This window comes from Pseudomonas sp. ML2-2023-3 (genome assembly GCF_037055275.1).
In the GTDB taxonomy this organism is placed as follows: Bacteria; Pseudomonadota; Gammaproteobacteria; order Pseudomonadales; family Pseudomonadaceae; genus Aquipseudomonas.
The window spans coordinates 1,849,987-1,864,376 of the sequence record NZ_CP146343.1; the positions used below are offsets into that span (position 1 = coordinate 1,849,987).

The window sequence follows — 14,390 nt, forward strand, 5'->3', positions numbered from 1 at the left end:
AAATTCGCTGATCCCCCGATAGTTTTTAGTGTGAGCCGCCAGCCTCTGGCCGGTTTTTGTTCGCCCAGGTTTTTACTCGGTATAAAAATAATGAATTCACCCCAGTCTTCCGTCGGCAACTGCCTTGATGTGCAGTCCTTCATCAATGCTCAACCCTTGTCACGCTACCAGTGGCGCGTCGTGATCCTGTGTTTTCTGATTGTTTTCCTAGATGGCCTGGACACCGCTGCAATGGGCTTTATTGCACCGGCGCTGTCTCAGGACTGGGGCATAGACCGCGCCAGCCTGGGGCCGGTCATGAGTGCCGCCCTGATCGGCATGGTGTTTGGTGCGTTGGGTTCGGGGCCGTTGGCGGACCGTTTTGGTCGCAAAGTGGTGCTGGTGGTCGCGGTACTGGTTTTTGGCGGGTTCAGCCTGGCGTCGGCCTACAGCACCAACGTGGATCAATTGCTGGTATTGCGGTTCTTGACCGGTTTGGGCCTGGGGGCCGGGATGCCCAATGCCACCACGTTGCTGTCGGAGTACACCCCTGAACGCCACAAGTCCTTGCTGGTGACCGGCATGTTCTGCGGCTTTAATCTGGGCATGGCCGCAGGCGGGTTTGTCTCGGCCAAGCTGATCCCTGTGTATGGCTGGCACAGCCTGCTGCTGATCGGCGGGGTGTTGCCGCTGATCCTGACCCTGGTTTTAGTGGTGTGGCTGCCTGAGTCCGCGCGTTTTCTGGTCGTACGCAATCGCAGTATTGAGCTCGTGCGCAAAGCCTTGTCTCCGATCAACCCGGCAGTTGTGGCTCAAGCTGCAAGCTTCAGTGTGCCGGAGCAAAAGACCGTCAAGGCCCGCAACGTGTTTGCGGTGATTTTTTCCGGCACCTACAGCACGGGCACCTTGTTGCTGTGGCTCACCTATTTCATGGGGCTGGTGATTGTGTATCTGCTCACCAGCTGGCTACCGACGTTGATGCGTGACAGTGGCGCAAGCATGGAGCAGGCGGCATTCATTGGCGCACTGTTCCAGTTCGGCGGGGTACTGAGTGCGGTGGGAGTGGGGTGGGCGATGGACCGATTCAATCCGCACAAGGTGATCGGCATTTTCTACCTGCTGGCCGGGGTGTTTGCCTACGCTGTGGGCCAGAGCCTGGGCAACATCACGCTGCTCGCCACCCTGGTGCTGGTGGCCGGTATGTGTGTGAACGGTGCGCAATCGGCAATGCCTTCTTTGGCTGCGCGTTTCTACCCGACCCAAGGCCGCGCCACGGGGGTGTCCTGGATGCTTGGCATTGGCCGCTTCGGTGCCATTCTGGGGGCCTGGATGGGCGCGACGCTGCTGGGACTGGGATGGAACTTCGAGCAAGTGCTGACCGCCCTGGTGATTCCAGCGGCCCTGGCAACGGCTGCGGTACTGATCAAGGGCATGGTCAGCCATGCGGACGCAACCTGATCGTTGTCGTGCTAACTATGTGTTCGATTAACGAACACATAGTCGATTATCGGATTGTTTGGGCGAAAGCTGCGGCTTAATCTGCTGAACATCCGGTGTCGCGCTGGCGCACCTTCTACAACCGCAGTGGCTTACAAAAAACGGGAGCTACCCCAGATGGCAGAGATAATTTCCTTACACGACGCGGTGAAACAATTTGTGAGCGATGGCGACACCGTTGCCCTTGAAGGTTTCACCCACCTGATCCCGACTGCAGCGGGTCATGAAATCATCCGCCAGGGCAAGAAAGACCTGACCCTGGTGCGGATGACACCTGACCTGGTCTACGACCAGTTGATCGGCGCCGGTTGTGCACGAAAATTGATCTTTTCCTGGGGTGGTAATCCGGGCGTTGGTTCGCTGCACCGTCTGCGCGATGCCGTTGAAAAGCAGTGGCCGCAGCCGCTGGAAATCGAAGAGCACAGCCATGCCGACCTGGCCAACGCCTACGTGGCGGGTGCCTCGGGCCTGCCGTTCGCCGTGCTGCGCGCCTACGCCGGTTCTGATCTGCCCAAGGTCAACCCGCTGATCAAGACAGTGACTTGCCCGTTTACGGGTGAAGTCCTGGCCGCTGTGCCGGCGGTACGCCCGGACGTGACGGTGATTCATGCGCAAAAGGCTGACCGCAAAGGCAACGTGCTGCTGTGGGGCATTTTGGGTGTACAGAAAGAAGCGGCGTTGGCGGCCAAGCGCTGCATCGTCACGGTTGAAGAAATCGTTGATGACCTGCAAGCCCCGATGAACGCCTGCGTATTGCCAACCTGGGCACTTAGCGCTGTATGCCATGTACCGGGTGGCGCGCATCCTTCCTACGCTCACGGCTACACCGAGCGCGATAACCGTTTCTATCAGGCGTGGGACCCTATCGCCCGCGACCGCGAGACCTTTACGGCCTGGATCAACGAATACATCCACGGCACTGCGAATTTCAGCGAGTTCCAAGCCAAGCTGGCCCGCGCTTCGGAGGCAAAATAATGACTTACTCCACCAACGAAATGATGACCGTCGCCGCCGCTCGCCGCTTGAAAAACGGTTCTGTATGTTTTGTCGGGATCGGCCTGCCTTCCAAGGCGGCCAACCTGGCACGCCTGACTTCATCGCCTGATGTGGTGCTGATCTACGAATCCGGCCCGATTGGTGCCAAACCGGATGTATTGCCGCTGTCGATTGGTGACGGTGAACTGGCTGAAACCGCCGACACGGTCGTATCCACCAGCGAAATCTTCCGTTACTGGCTGCAAGGCGGCCGGGTCGATGTGGGCTTTCTGGGCGCGGCCCAGGTCGACCGCTTCGGCAATATCAACACCACAGTGGTCGGCGACTATCACCAGCCAAAAGTGCGCCTTCCAGGTGCAGGTGGTGCGCCGGAAATCGCCGGGTCGGCGAAAAGCGTGCTGATTATCCTCAAGCAGTCGGCCCGTTCATTTGTCGACAAGCTGGACTTCATCACCTCGGTCGGTCATGGCGAAGGCGGCGACTCGCGCAAGCGTCTGGGCCTGCCTGGTGCCGGTCCTGTCGGGATCATCACTGACCTGTGCACCATGGAACCTGAAGAGCAGACCAACGAATTCGTGGTCACTGCGCTGCACCCGGGTGTGACCCGCGAGCAAGTCATCGCGGCCACCGGCTGGGCCATTCGCTTTGCCGATAACGTGCAGCAGACGGCGGCACCGACCGACGTGGAGCTGACGGCCTTGCGCGATCTGGAAGCACGCACTGCACTGGCCCACGGCCAGGCACCGGGAGAAGCGTGATGCGTGAAGTCTTTATCTGTGACGCGATTCGCACCCCTATTGGCCGTTTTGGCGGTGGCCTGGCAACGGTTCGCGCGGATGACCTGGCTGCAGCACCAATCAAGGCACTGATCGAGCGCAACCCTGGCGTGAAATGGGACGAAGTCGACGAAGTGTTTTTCGGCTGCGCCAACCAGGCCGGTGAAGACAATCGCAACGTGGCCCGCATGGCTGCGTTGCTGGCCGGGCTGGCGCCAACCATTCCCGGCGTGACGCTCAACCGCCTGTGTGCCTCGGGCATGGATGCCATCGGTACGGCGTTCCGCGCCATTGCCAGCGGTGAAATGGAGCTGGCGATTGCTGGAGGCGTTGAGTCCATGTCACGCGCGCCCTTTGTGATGGGCAAGGCCGATGCGGCGTTCTCGCGCAACATGAAGCTGGAAGACACGACCATCGGCTGGCGCTTTATCAACCCGCTGATGAAAGCCCAGTACGGTGTCGATCCGATGCCACAGACGGCGGACAACGTGGCCGACGAGTACAACATTTCCCGCGCCGACCAGGACGCTTTCGCCCTGCGCAGCCAGCAACGTACTGCGGCTGCCCAGGCTGCAGGTTACTTCGCCGAAGAAATCGTGCCGGTACGTATCGCCCATAAAAAGGGCGAAACCATCGTTGAGCATGATGAACATCCCCGTGCGGATACCAGCCTCGAAACACTGGGCAAACTCAAGCCGGTCAACGGCCCTGACAAGACCGTCACTGCGGGCAATGCCTCGGGGGTAAACGACGGTGCGGCGGCGCTGATTCTGGCGTCGGCCGAGGCGGTCAAGCGTCATGGCCTGACCGCTCGCGCCCGAGTCCTGGGCATGGCCAGCGCCGGTGTGGCGCCGCGTGTCATGGGCATCGGCCCGGTGCCTGCGGTACGCAAGCTGGTTGAGCGCCTGGGTCTGGCGGTCAGCGATTTTGATGTGATCGAACTCAACGAAGCGTTCGCCAGCCAAGGCCTGGCCGTATTGCGGGAATTGGGCCTGGCTGACGACGCGCCGCAGGTTAACCCCAACGGCGGGGCAATTGCCCTGGGCCACCCGCTGGGCATGAGCGGGGCACGAATTGTGATGACCGCCCTGCATCAGTTGGAAAAAACCGGCGGCAAGAAAGGCCTGGCCACCATGTGCGTGGGTGTTGGGCAAGGTCTGGCATTGGCCATAGAACGGGTCTGATAGCGCTGGAGTCAAAGCCGGACGACTGCAGCCTCAGTCGTTCGGCTTATTGCGGTTGCGGCGCTATATGTTGCAAGGTGTGTCTGATTGCAACTAAAACCTGATGAGTAAATAAACATGACAACAGAAACTCACTACACAGGAGAGGAACGTAAAAAAAGGATCTTTGCGATTGTCGGTGCGTCTTCCGGCAACCTTGTCGAATGGTTCGACTTTTACGTTTACGCCTTCTGCGCGATTTACTTTGCGCCTGCTTTTTTCCCTTCAGATGACCCCACGGTGCAGTTGCTCAACACCGCCGGTGTGTTTGCGGCCGGTTTTCTGATGCGCCCCATCGGCGGCTGGCTGTTTGGCCGGGTCGCCGACAAGCACGGGCGAAAGAATTCAATGATGATCTCGGTGCTGATGATGTGCGCCGGCTCGCTGGTGATTGCCTGTTTGCCTACCTACGCCTCGATCGGGGCCTGGGCGCCGGCCCTGCTGTTGATGGCGCGACTGTTTCAGGGGCTGTCGGTGGGGGGCGAGTACGGGACCACGGCGACTTATATGAGTGAAGTGGCGCTCAAGGGCCAGCGTGGCTTCTTTGCCTCATTTCAGTATGTAACGCTGATCGGCGGCCAGTTGCTGGCTGTACTGGTCGTGGTGATTCTTCAACAGTTCCTGTCAGAAGATGAACTGCGGGCCTGGGGCTGGCGTGTACCGTTTGTAATCGGTGCCATTGCAGCGCTGATTTCGTTGATGCTGCGTCGCACCCTTAAAGAAACCACCAGCGCTGAAACCCGTCAGGACAAGGATGCTGGCAGTGTGAGGGCGTTGTTCCGCGACCATAAAGCGGCGTTCATTACCGTGCTGGGTTACACCGCCGGCGGCTCGCTGATTTTCTACACCTTTACTACCTATATGCAGAAGTACCTGGTGAACACGGCTGGCATGCATGCCAAAACCGCCAGTTACATCATGACCGGCGCGCTCTTTCTTTATATGTGCATGCAGCCGCTGTTCGGCATGCTGGCGGACAAGATCGGTCGACGTAACAACATGCTCTGGTTTGGTGCGTTGGGTACGCTGTGTACGGTACCGATCCTGCTGACCCTGAAAACCATCAGCAGCCCGTTTCTGGCCTTTGTGCTGATTACGTTGGCGCTGGCGATTGTCAGCTTCTACACCTCGATCAGCGGCCTGGTCAAAGCCGAGATGTTCCCGCCGCAGGTGCGTGCGTTGGGCGTGGGGCTGGCGTATGCGGTGGCCAACGCGATCTTTGGTGGATCGGCGGAATATGTGGCGTTGGGGCTCAAGTCGATGGGCATGGAAAACAGCTTCTACTGGTATGTGACGGTCATGATGGCCATTGCTTTCCTGTTCAGCTTCCGCTTGCCCAAGCAGCCCAAGTACCTGCACCACGATCTGTGATGTACCCGCGCGCGCCATCGGTGGCGCGCGCTTTCTAAGGAAGGTTTATGAGTCATCAGCTTTTCGATGCGTACTTTACGGCCAAGGCCATGGGCGAGGTCTTTAGCGACCAAGGCCGGGTCCAGGCCATGCTCGACGTCGAAGCGGCCCTGGCCCGGGCGCAGGCCGGGGTCGGGGTGATTCCTCACGCTGCGCTCGCGCCGATTACAGCGGCGTGTCGCGCTGAACTCTACGACTTCGAGACCCTGGGCCTGGCGATCGCCAGTGCCGGGAATTCGGCGATCCCCCTGGTCAAAGCCCTGGGGAAACAGATTGCCAGTACCGCGCCCGAGGCCGAGCGTTATGTGCACTTGGGCGCCACCAGCCAGGATGTGATGGACAGCGGCCTGGTGCTGCAATTGCGGGCCGCTCTGGGGCTGATCGAGCGCGACTTGACGCAATTGGCGGATATCCTCGCCGAGCAGGCTCAGCGGTATGTCGCTACGCCTTTGGCAGGGCGTACATGGCTGCAACAGGCCACGCCGGTCACGCTGGGGATGAAGATCGCCAGTTGGTTGGGCGCCGTTACCCGCAACCGCCAACGCCTTGATGAGCTGAAACCGCGTTTGCTGTGTCTGCAATTTGGTGGCGCCTCGGGCACCCTGGCGGCCCTGGGCGATCAGGGGATGCCGGTGGCACAGGCGCTGGCCAACGAGTTGGGGCTCAACCTGCCTGAGCAACCCTGGCATACCCAGCGTGATCGTCTGGTGGAGTTCGGTGCGGTTCTAGGCTTGATCGCCGGTGGTCTTGGCAAGATAGGCCGGGATATCAGCCTGCTGATGCAAACCGAGGCCGCTGAAGTGTTTGAGCCGTCGGCGCCGGGCAAGGGTGGTTCTTCAACCATGCCCCACAAGCGCAACCCCGTGGGCTCAGCGGTGTTGATCAGTGCCGCGACACGGGTGCCGGGGCTGCTCAGTATCCTGTACAGCGCCATGCCCCAGGAGCACGAACGCAGCCTGGGACTGTGGCATGCCGAGTGGGAAACCCTGCCTGAAATTTGCTGCGTGGTGTCCGGTGCGCTGGTACAGGCCTTGAACATTGCCCAAGGGCTGGAAGTGGACCGCGAGCGCATGGCGCGCAATCTTGACCTGACCCACGGGCTGGTGCTGGCCGAAGCGGTGAGCATCGTGCTGGCCCAGAGGGTAGGGCGCGAAACGGCGCACCATCTGCTGGAGCAGTGTTGCAAGCGTGCAGTGGCCCAACAGCGTCACTTGCGAGCGGTATTGGGCGATGAGCCGCAAATCACCGCACACCTGAGTGCAGACGAACTGGATCGCTTGCTCGATCCGGCCCATTACCTTGGCCAGGCGACGACGTGGGTCGAGCGTGCGCGGGCTGAACATTTTGCGTTGGTCCTCTAAAGGAGAAGCTCGTGGGACGTGTACAACTCGCTGAAGGTGAACTCAACTACCGGCTGGACGGTCCGCAAGGCGCGCCGGTGCTGGTGTTGTCCAACTCCCTGGGGACTGATCTGGGGATGTGGGATACGCAGATTCCGGCATTCGCCGAGCAGTTCCAGGTAGTGCGTTACGACACCCGTGGTCATGGCCAGTCTCTGGTGACCGAGGGCCCTTACAGTATCGAGCAACTGGGCGGCGACGTTCTGGAACTGCTGGATGCACTGCATATCGAACGGGCGCACTTTTGCGGGCTGTCGATGGGGGGGTTGATTGGCCAATGGCTGGGGATCAATGCCGGTAATCGCTTGCACAAGCTGGTGGTGTGCAACACCGCTGCCAAAATTGGCGAGCCTTCGGTATGGAACCCGCGAATCGAAATGGTCTTGCGAGACGGCGCACAGGCGATGGCCGGGCTGCGTGACGCCTCGATTGCACGCTGGTTTACCCCTGATTTTGCCCAGGCCAATCCCGGGCAGGCCAAGCGTATAACCGACATGCTCGCCGCGACCTCGCCACAGGGTTACGCCGCCAACTGTGCCGCTGTGCGCGATGCAGACTTTCGCGATCAACTGGGTGCCATAGAGGTGCCCATGCTGGTGATTGCGGGCACTGAAGATGCGGTCACGCCGCCTGCGGGCAGCCATTTCATTCAGGAACAGGTGCGAGGCGCGCAGTACGCCGAATTTTATGCCGCGCACCTGTCCAACGTGCAGGCGGGCGATGCGTTCAGCCAGCGCGTGCTGCAATTTTTGTCAGCGGTCTGAGGAGTTTTTTGTGGACGAGAAACAACGTTACGACGAAGGCATGCAAGTACGCCGGGCAGTGTTGGGTGATGCCCATGTCGATCGCAGCCTCAACGCCCTGACCGAGTTCAACAGCGAGTTCCAGGAAATGATCACCCGCCATGCCTGGGGTGACATCTGGACCCGCCCGGGTTTGCCGCGCCATACCCGCAGCCTGATCACCATCGCGATGCTGATCGGCATGAACCGCAATGAAGAGCTGAAACTGCATTTGCGTGCTGCGGCCAACAATGGCGTGAGCCGTGCCGAGATCAAGGAAGTGATCATGCAGAGCGCCATCTACTGCGGCATTCCGGCGGCCAATGCGACGTTCCACCTGGCCGAGTCGGTGTGGGATGAATTGGGGGTCGAGTCGCGGGTGTAATCGATACAGGGGGAGCGGGCTTGCTAGCGTTGCAGGCTTCACGGTTTGCCAGGCGAACCGAGGTGATGCCATCGCGAGCAAGCCCGCTCCCACAGGGGCATAAACAACAAACCCGCCTATTGGCGGGTTTGTTGTTTAACCGTTACGCATCAAGCCTTCGGTGGCTGATCCGAAACAGGGCGGTCTTGCCCGGTCTGTTCGAACCAGCCGCCACCCAATGCCTTGTACAGCGTGACTTCACTGGTCAGCTGCGAAAGACGATCGGTGATCAGTGATTGCTGGGCGCTGAACAACGAGCGCTGGGCATCAAGGAACGTCAGGTTGCTGTCGATCCCAATCCGATAACGACGTTCGGCTAACCGGTAGTAATCCTGGTTGGCGTTGACGAAATCGGTTTGTGCCTGCAACTGCTGGTTGTAGGTCTGACGCGCAGCCAGGCCGTCAGAGACTTCCTGGAAGGCGGTCTGGATCGTTTTCTCATACTGAGAAACGGTGATTTCCTTCTGGATCTTCGAGTAGTCCAGGCTGGCGCGCAAAGCCCCTGCGTTAAAGATCGGCAGGTTGATCTGCGGCGAAAACAGCCAGGTGCCCGAACCACCCTTGAACAGCCCCGACAGGTCAGGGCTCAAGGTCCCGGCATTGGCCGTGAGGCTGATGCTGGGGAAGAACGCAGCCCGCGCCGCGCCGATGTTGGCGTTGGCCGCCAACAGCTTGTGCTCGGCTTCGAGGATGTCCGGACGACGCTGCAGCAAGTCTGATGGCAAGCCAGCAGGTACTTCGCTCAACAGGTCGGCTGCCAGCGGCTTGGCGGCCGGCAGGTTGTCCGGGATGGTGGTGCCAAGCAGCAGTGCCAGGCTGTTCTGATCCTGAGCCACCTGACGGGTGTACCTGGCCAGCTGGACCTTGGCGTTTTCCACCGAGGTACGGGACTGGCTCACATCCAGCGCCGAGGCCACACCCACTTCATTGCTGCGCAAGGTGAGCTTGTAGCTCTCATCGAACGTCTTGAGCGTGTCTTCGGTCAGTTTCAGCAGCTCTTTGTCAGCCTGCCAGGTCAGGTAGGCATTGGCGACACTGGCGACCAGACTGATCTGGGTGCTGCGTCGGGCTTCTTCGGTTGCAAAGTAGTTCTGCAGAGCCTGATCGCTCAGGCTGCGAACCCGTCCGAACAAGTCCAGCTCATATGCGCTGACCCCAAGGGTCGCCGAATAACTGCTGGTGATCCCCGATTCGCCGGTTTGCGACATGCGCGCCGGAGTGCGCTGGCGGCTGCCGCTGGCAGTGGCCGAGACGGCCGGGAACAGATCTGCACGTTGAATGCGGTACTGCGCGGCATAGGCGTCAATGTTCAGCGCCGCGACCCGCAGGTCGCGATTGTTCACCAGCGCGGTTTGAATCAGTTGCTGCAGTGCCGGGTCATGGAAAAACTGACGCCAGCCTTGTTCTGCAGCGGCCTTATTGGCCGCCTCGGTTGGCGAGTAGGCCGGGCCTTGCGGGTATTGCGCCGCTACCGGCGCTTCAGGGCGCTGGTAGTCGGGGATCAGCGAGCAGCCGCCCAGCGTGAACGCTGCGACAGCTACTGCGAGAAGCGACTTGCTCATTGGCCAGCCTCTTGGTTTGGAGTTTTAGTCAGATCCACTTTCGTCTTCGACTCTTTTTTGCTGCCAATGGACGATACGGCCACAAAGAACAGCGGTACCCAGAACACGGCCAGCACGGTAGCGGTGATCATGCCACCGATAACACCGGTACCAATAGCGTGCTGGCTGCCCGAACCTGCGCCCGTGGAAATGGCCAGGGGGATCACACCCAGTACAAACGCCAGCGAGGTCATGATGATCGGACGCAGACGCATGCGGCACGCTTCGATCGCAGCCTCCGTCAATGTTCGTCCTTGTTCATGCAGTTCCTTGGCAAACTCGACGATCAGAATGGCGTTTTTCGATGCCAGACCGATGGTCGTGAGCAAGCCCACCTGGAAGTACACGTCGTTGGACAACCCTCGCAGGCTGGTCGCCATCAGTGCCCCGATAATCCCCAGAGGCACAACGAGCATGACTGCAATCGGGATCGACCAGCTTTCGTACAGTGCGGCAAGGCACAAGAACACCATCAGCAAGGATATTGCGTACAGGGCAGGTGCTTGCGAACCTGACAGACGTTCCTCAAATGACAGCCCCGTCCAGGAAATACCAACACCTGGCGGCAGTTTTTTCGCCAGGGCTTCGACTTCGGCCATGGCTTGACCGCTGCTGTAGCCAGGAGCCGGAGAACCGAGGATTTCCATCGCTTCTACGCCGTTATAGCGCGACAGCTTCGGAGGGCCGTAGATCCATTTGCCTTTGGCGAATGCCGAGAACGGCACCATGGTCCCTTCACTGTTACGCACGAACCACTTCTTCAGGTCTTCCGGGTTCATCCGCGAGTCCGCTGCACCTTGCAGGAACACCTTCTTCACACGGCCGTGGTCGATGAAGTCGTTGACGTAGCTGGCACCCAGGCCGATCGAGAGCGTGTTGTTGATGTCACTCAGCTCGACGCCCAGGGCGCGTGCGGCTTCATCGTCAATTTCCAGTTGGTACTGCGGCTCATCGTTCAAGCCGTTTGGACGTACGCCTGCCAGGATCTTGCTTTGTGCAGCCATCCCCAGGAACTGGTTACGGGCGGCCATCAGCTTCTCGTGACCGATACCGGAGCGGTCTTGCAGGTAAACGTCAAAACCGGTGGCGTTACCCAATTCCATAACTGCCGGCGGAGCAAAGGCGAACACCATTGCGTCGCGGAAGGTAGAGAAGTGCGCCTGAGCACGGGCAGCCAGTGCAAACACACTGTTGTCCGCATCTCGCTCGCCCCAGGGCTTGAGCATGATGAACGCAAGGCCCGAGCTTTGACCGCGACCGGCGAAGTTGAAGCCGTTTACGGTGAACACGGAAGACACCGCTCCCGACTCGTCTTTCAACAGGTACTCACGCATCCTGTCGATCACATCCTGAGTGCGTTCTGCCGTGGTGCCCGCGGGGGTTTGTACCTGTGCAAACAGTACGCCCTGGTCTTCTTCCGGAAGGAATGAAGTAGGAATACGGGTAAACAGGAACACCATGCCGACCACGATCAGTACGTAAGCCAGCAGGTACGGAGCCTTGTGGCGCAGGATGCTGCCTACACCTTTCTCGTAGCGTTTGACGCCACTGTCGAACGTGCGGTTGAACCAGCCGAAGAATCCGCGCTTGTTCTCACCGTGATCACCCTTCTGGATAGGCTTGAGCATGGTGGCGCACAGCGCCGGGGTGAAGATCAATGCAACCAGCACCGACAGGCCCATCGCCGAAACGATCGTGATCGAGAACTGTCTGTAAATCACACCGGTGGAGCCGCTGAAGAAGGCCATTGGCAGCAGTACCGCCGACAGCACCAGAGCGATACCCACCAGGGCACCCTGGATCTGCTCCATGGATTTCTTGGTGGCTTCCTTGGGCGGCAGGCCTTCTTCGGCCATTACCCGCTCGACGTTTTCCACCACCACAATCGCATCGTCCACCAGCAAGCCGATGGCCAGGACCATGCCGAACATGGTCAGGGTGTTGATGCTGAAACCTGCAGCGGCCAGGATGCCGAACGTACCGAGCAATACAACGGGCACCGTCATCGTGGTGATGATGGTGGCGCGGAAGTTTTGCAGGAACAGGAACATCACCAGGAACACCAGTACGACGGCTTCAACCAGGGTTTCAACAACGCCCTTGATCGATGCGGAGACCACTGGAGTGGTGTCATACGGGTAAACGACTTTCATGCCTTGCGGAAAGAACGGTTCCAGGTCTTCGATGGTCTTGTGCAGTGCTTTTGCGGTGTCCAGAGCGTTGGAACCCGGTGCCAGCTTGATCGCCAGGCCCGAAGACGGCTTGCCGTTGAACTGTGCGCTGATGCTGTAGTTCTCACCACCCAGCCCAACCTCGGCCACATCGCTCAGGCGAACCTGGGAGCCGTCGGAGTTGACCTTGAGCAGGATCTTTTTGAACTGCTCGGCGGTTTGCAGGCGGGTTTTACCGATGATGGTTGCGTTCAGTTCCTGACCTTTGACGGCAGGCAGGCCGCCCAGTTGTCCGGAGGACACCTGTACGTTCTGCGCGCTGATGGCGGATTTAACGTCCACCGGGGTCAGGTTGTATTTGTTCAGCTTGGCCGGGTCGAGCCAGATACGCATGGCGTACTGGGCACCGAACACCTGGAAGTCGCCCACACCTTCGGTACGGGAAATCGGGTCCTGCATGTTGGAGACGATGTAGTTCGACAAGTCGTCCTTGTTCATGCTGCCGTCTTCGGACACCACGCCGATGACCATCAGGAAGTTTTTAACCGCCTTGGTCACACGGATACCTTGCTGCTGAACCTCTTGAGGCAGCAGTGGGGTCGCCAGGTTGAGCTTGTTCTGTACTTGAACCTGAGCGGTGTCAGGGTCTGTACCTTGCTCGAAGGTGGCGGTGATGCTCATGCTGCCGTCGGAGTTGCTTTCAGACGACACATATCGCAGGTGGTCAATACCGTTGAGCTGTTGCTCGATCACCTGAACCACGGTGTCCTGCACGGTTTGCGCCGAAGCGCCCGGGTAGGTCACGGAGATCGAGATGGCCGGTGGCGCAATGCTCGGGTATTGGTTGATCGGCAGTTTGAGGATCGATAGAGCCCCGACCAGCATGATCACCAGGGCAATTACCCAGGCGAAAATCGGACGGTCGATAAAAAATTTCGACATGGTTTACTCCCCTTTACTGCCTGCAGCTTTTTCTGTTGCCGGGGCAGATGCCGGGGTTTCGCCTTGTGGCTTGTCCATGATCTTGACTTCAATGCCAGGCTTGATGAACTGCAGGCCGTCGGTAATCAAACGGTCGCCCGGGTTCAGGCCTTTCTCAACCAGCCAGTCGCTGCCGACCGTGCGTGAAGCTTGCAGTACACGCATTTCAACCTTGTTGTCGGGACCCACGATCAAAGCCGTTGGTTGGCCCTTGAGGTTGTGGGTCACGCCGATCTGAGGCGCCAGGATCGCATTGCTGTCGATGCCTGCTTCCAGTTGCGCGTGGACAAACATGCCCGGCAGCAGGGTTTCGTCAGGGTTCGGGAACACGGCGCGCAAGGTCACGGAGCCAGTGGCTTCATCGACCGAGACTTCGGAGAACTCAAGGCGACCTTCTTGCGGATACTCGCTGCCATCTGGAAGGGTCAGCTTGACCTTGGCGGCGTTGTCACCGGCTTTCTTCAGGCGGCCGCTGGCCAGATCGCGGCGCAGTTCGAGCATCTCGACCGAGGACTGCGTGACATCGACGTAGATCGGGTCCAGTTGGGTGATCACGGCCAATGCGTTTGCCTGGCCACTGGTCACCAGTGCGCCTTCAGTGAACAACGAGCGACCAATACGACCGGTCAGCGGAGCCAGAACCTTGGTGTAACGCAGATTGACCTGGGCCGTGTTCAGCGCGGCCTCGGCTTCGAGGCGTGCAGCTTGGGCGTTGTCGTATTCCTGGCGGCTGACGGCTTGCTCGGCGACCAATTGCTTGTAGCGATCAGCCAGGGATTTGGCCGATTGCAGCGTGGCGCGGGCGCTCAGTACGGCGCTTTCATAGATCGCTGGATCGATTTGATACAGCTGCTGGCCGATTTTTACGTCGCTGCCTTCTTTAAAGAGGCGCTTGAGGATGATGCCATTTACCTGGGGCCGAACTTCTGCCGAGCGATAAGACGCGGTGCGGCCTGGCAGGTCGGTGGTCAAGGTAAAAGGCTGGGTTTTCAGCGTGACGACGCCGACCTGAGGGATTTGCGGGGCAGGTGCTGCCTCTTCCTTTTTGCATCCGCTGAGCAGCGAAGCTAGGGCGATGGCAGCAACCAGAGCGGTAACAGCTGGCTTGAATTGCATGAAAATCCTCGGGTCAGGCACGCGAAAGCGCACA

The 14,390-nt window shown here is 59.6% G+C and carries 11 protein-coding genes; 8 read left to right on the forward strand and 3 right to left on the reverse strand.

What is annotated here, in order from left to right; translation table 11 throughout:
• Positions 1-90 precede the first annotated feature (90 nt).
• The 8 genes from V6P94_RS08605 to pcaC all read left to right on the forward strand — a co-directional run bounded on the left by V6P94_RS08605 (position 91) and on the right by pcaC (position 8,448).
• Positions 91-1,437, forward strand: coding sequence for an MFS transporter (locus tag V6P94_RS08605; protein ID WP_326398374.1), 1,347 nt, complete (start codon positions 91-93; stop codon positions 1,435-1,437).
• Between the two features lie 156 nt (positions 1,438-1,593).
• On the forward strand, positions 1,594-2,451 hold the full coding sequence (locus tag V6P94_RS08610; protein WP_133075838.1) for a CoA transferase subunit A: 858 nt from the start codon (positions 1,594-1,596) through the stop codon (positions 2,449-2,451).
• Positions 2,448-3,230 carry a CoA-transferase subunit beta gene (locus V6P94_RS08615; RefSeq protein ID WP_219260992.1) on the forward strand — a complete coding sequence of 261 codons (783 nt, stop codon included), beginning with the start codon at positions 2,448-2,450 and terminating at the stop codon, positions 3,228-3,230. The genes V6P94_RS08610 and V6P94_RS08615 overlap by 4 nt, the downstream gene beginning before the upstream one ends.
• Positions 3,227-4,432 carry a 3-oxoadipyl-CoA thiolase gene (pcaF, locus tag V6P94_RS08620; protein WP_219260782.1) on the forward strand — a complete coding sequence of 402 codons (1,206 nt, stop codon included), beginning with the start codon at positions 3,227-3,229 and terminating at the stop codon, positions 4,430-4,432. The genes V6P94_RS08615 and pcaF overlap by 4 nt, the downstream gene beginning before the upstream one ends.
• A gap of 117 nt (positions 4,433-4,549) precedes the next feature.
• Positions 4,550-5,842 (forward strand): MFS family transporter, encoded by a 1,293-nt coding sequence (locus V6P94_RS08625; protein ID WP_019827869.1) that lies wholly within the window; start codon positions 4,550-4,552, stop codon positions 5,840-5,842.
• A gap of 47 nt (positions 5,843-5,889) precedes the next feature.
• Entirely contained in the window at positions 5,890-7,242 is a 1,353-nt protein-coding gene (locus V6P94_RS08630; protein WP_326398373.1) for a 3-carboxy-cis,cis-muconate cycloisomerase, read from the forward strand.
• A gap of 11 nt (positions 7,243-7,253) precedes the next feature.
• Positions 7,254-8,045: a 3-oxoadipate enol-lactonase gene (gene pcaD / locus V6P94_RS08635; protein ID WP_326398372.1), complete on the forward strand. Its 792-nt coding sequence runs from the start codon at positions 7,254-7,256 to the stop codon at positions 8,043-8,045.
• A gap of 10 nt (positions 8,046-8,055) precedes the next feature.
• Positions 8,056-8,448: a 4-carboxymuconolactone decarboxylase gene (gene pcaC, locus V6P94_RS08640; RefSeq protein ID WP_133075833.1), complete on the forward strand. Its 393-nt coding sequence runs from the start codon at positions 8,056-8,058 to the stop codon at positions 8,446-8,448.
• A gap of 149 nt (positions 8,449-8,597) precedes the next feature.
• Here the strand turns inward: pcaC and V6P94_RS08645 are convergent, their stop codons facing one another.
• From V6P94_RS08645 to V6P94_RS08655, 3 genes are read right to left on the reverse strand one after another with little or no spacing between them, the layout of a single operon-like run.
• On the reverse strand, positions 8,598-10,049 hold the full coding sequence (locus tag V6P94_RS08645) for an AdeC/AdeK/OprM family multidrug efflux complex outer membrane factor (RefSeq protein WP_133075832.1): 1,452 nt from the start codon (positions 10,047-10,049) through the stop codon (positions 8,598-8,600).
• Positions 10,046-13,201, reverse strand: a complete 3,156-nt coding sequence (locus V6P94_RS08650) for an efflux RND transporter permease subunit (RefSeq protein ID WP_133075831.1) — start codon at positions 13,199-13,201, stop codon at positions 10,046-10,048. The genes V6P94_RS08645 and V6P94_RS08650 overlap by 4 nt, the downstream gene beginning before the upstream one ends.
• A 3-nt stretch (positions 13,202-13,204) precedes the next feature.
• Positions 13,205-14,356 carry an efflux RND transporter periplasmic adaptor subunit gene (locus V6P94_RS08655; RefSeq protein ID WP_219260780.1) on the reverse strand — a complete coding sequence of 384 codons (1,152 nt, stop codon included), beginning with the start codon at positions 14,354-14,356 and terminating at the stop codon, positions 13,205-13,207.
• Between the last annotated feature and the right edge of the window lie 34 nt (positions 14,357-14,390).

What these genes read in the sequence shown, in the direction of transcription:
- V6P94_RS08605 (WP_326398374.1), top strand. Translation starts at nt 91, where the DNA reads ATGAATTCACCCCAGTCTTCCGTCGGCAACTGCCTTGATGTGCAGTCC.
- V6P94_RS08610 (WP_133075838.1), top strand. Translation starts at nt 1,594, where the DNA reads ATGGCAGAGATAATTTCCTTACACGACGCGGTGAAACAATTTGTGAGC.
- V6P94_RS08625 (WP_019827869.1), top strand. Translation starts at nt 4,550, where the DNA reads ATGACAACAGAAACTCACTACACAGGAGAGGAACGTAAAAAAAGGATC.
- V6P94_RS08630 (WP_326398373.1), top strand. Translation starts at nt 5,890, where the DNA reads ATGAGTCATCAGCTTTTCGATGCGTACTTTACGGCCAAGGCCATGGGC.
- V6P94_RS08645 (WP_133075832.1), bottom strand. Translation starts at nt 10,049, where the DNA reads ATGAGCAAGTCGCTTCTCGCAGTAGCTGTCGCAGCGTTCACGCTGGGC.
- V6P94_RS08650 (WP_133075831.1), bottom strand. Translation starts at nt 13,201, where the DNA reads ATGTCGAAATTTTTTATCGACCGTCCGATTTTCGCCTGGGTAATTGCC.
- V6P94_RS08655 (WP_219260780.1), bottom strand. Translation starts at nt 14,356, where the DNA reads ATGCAATTCAAGCCAGCTGTTACCGCTCTGGTTGCTGCCATCGCCCTA.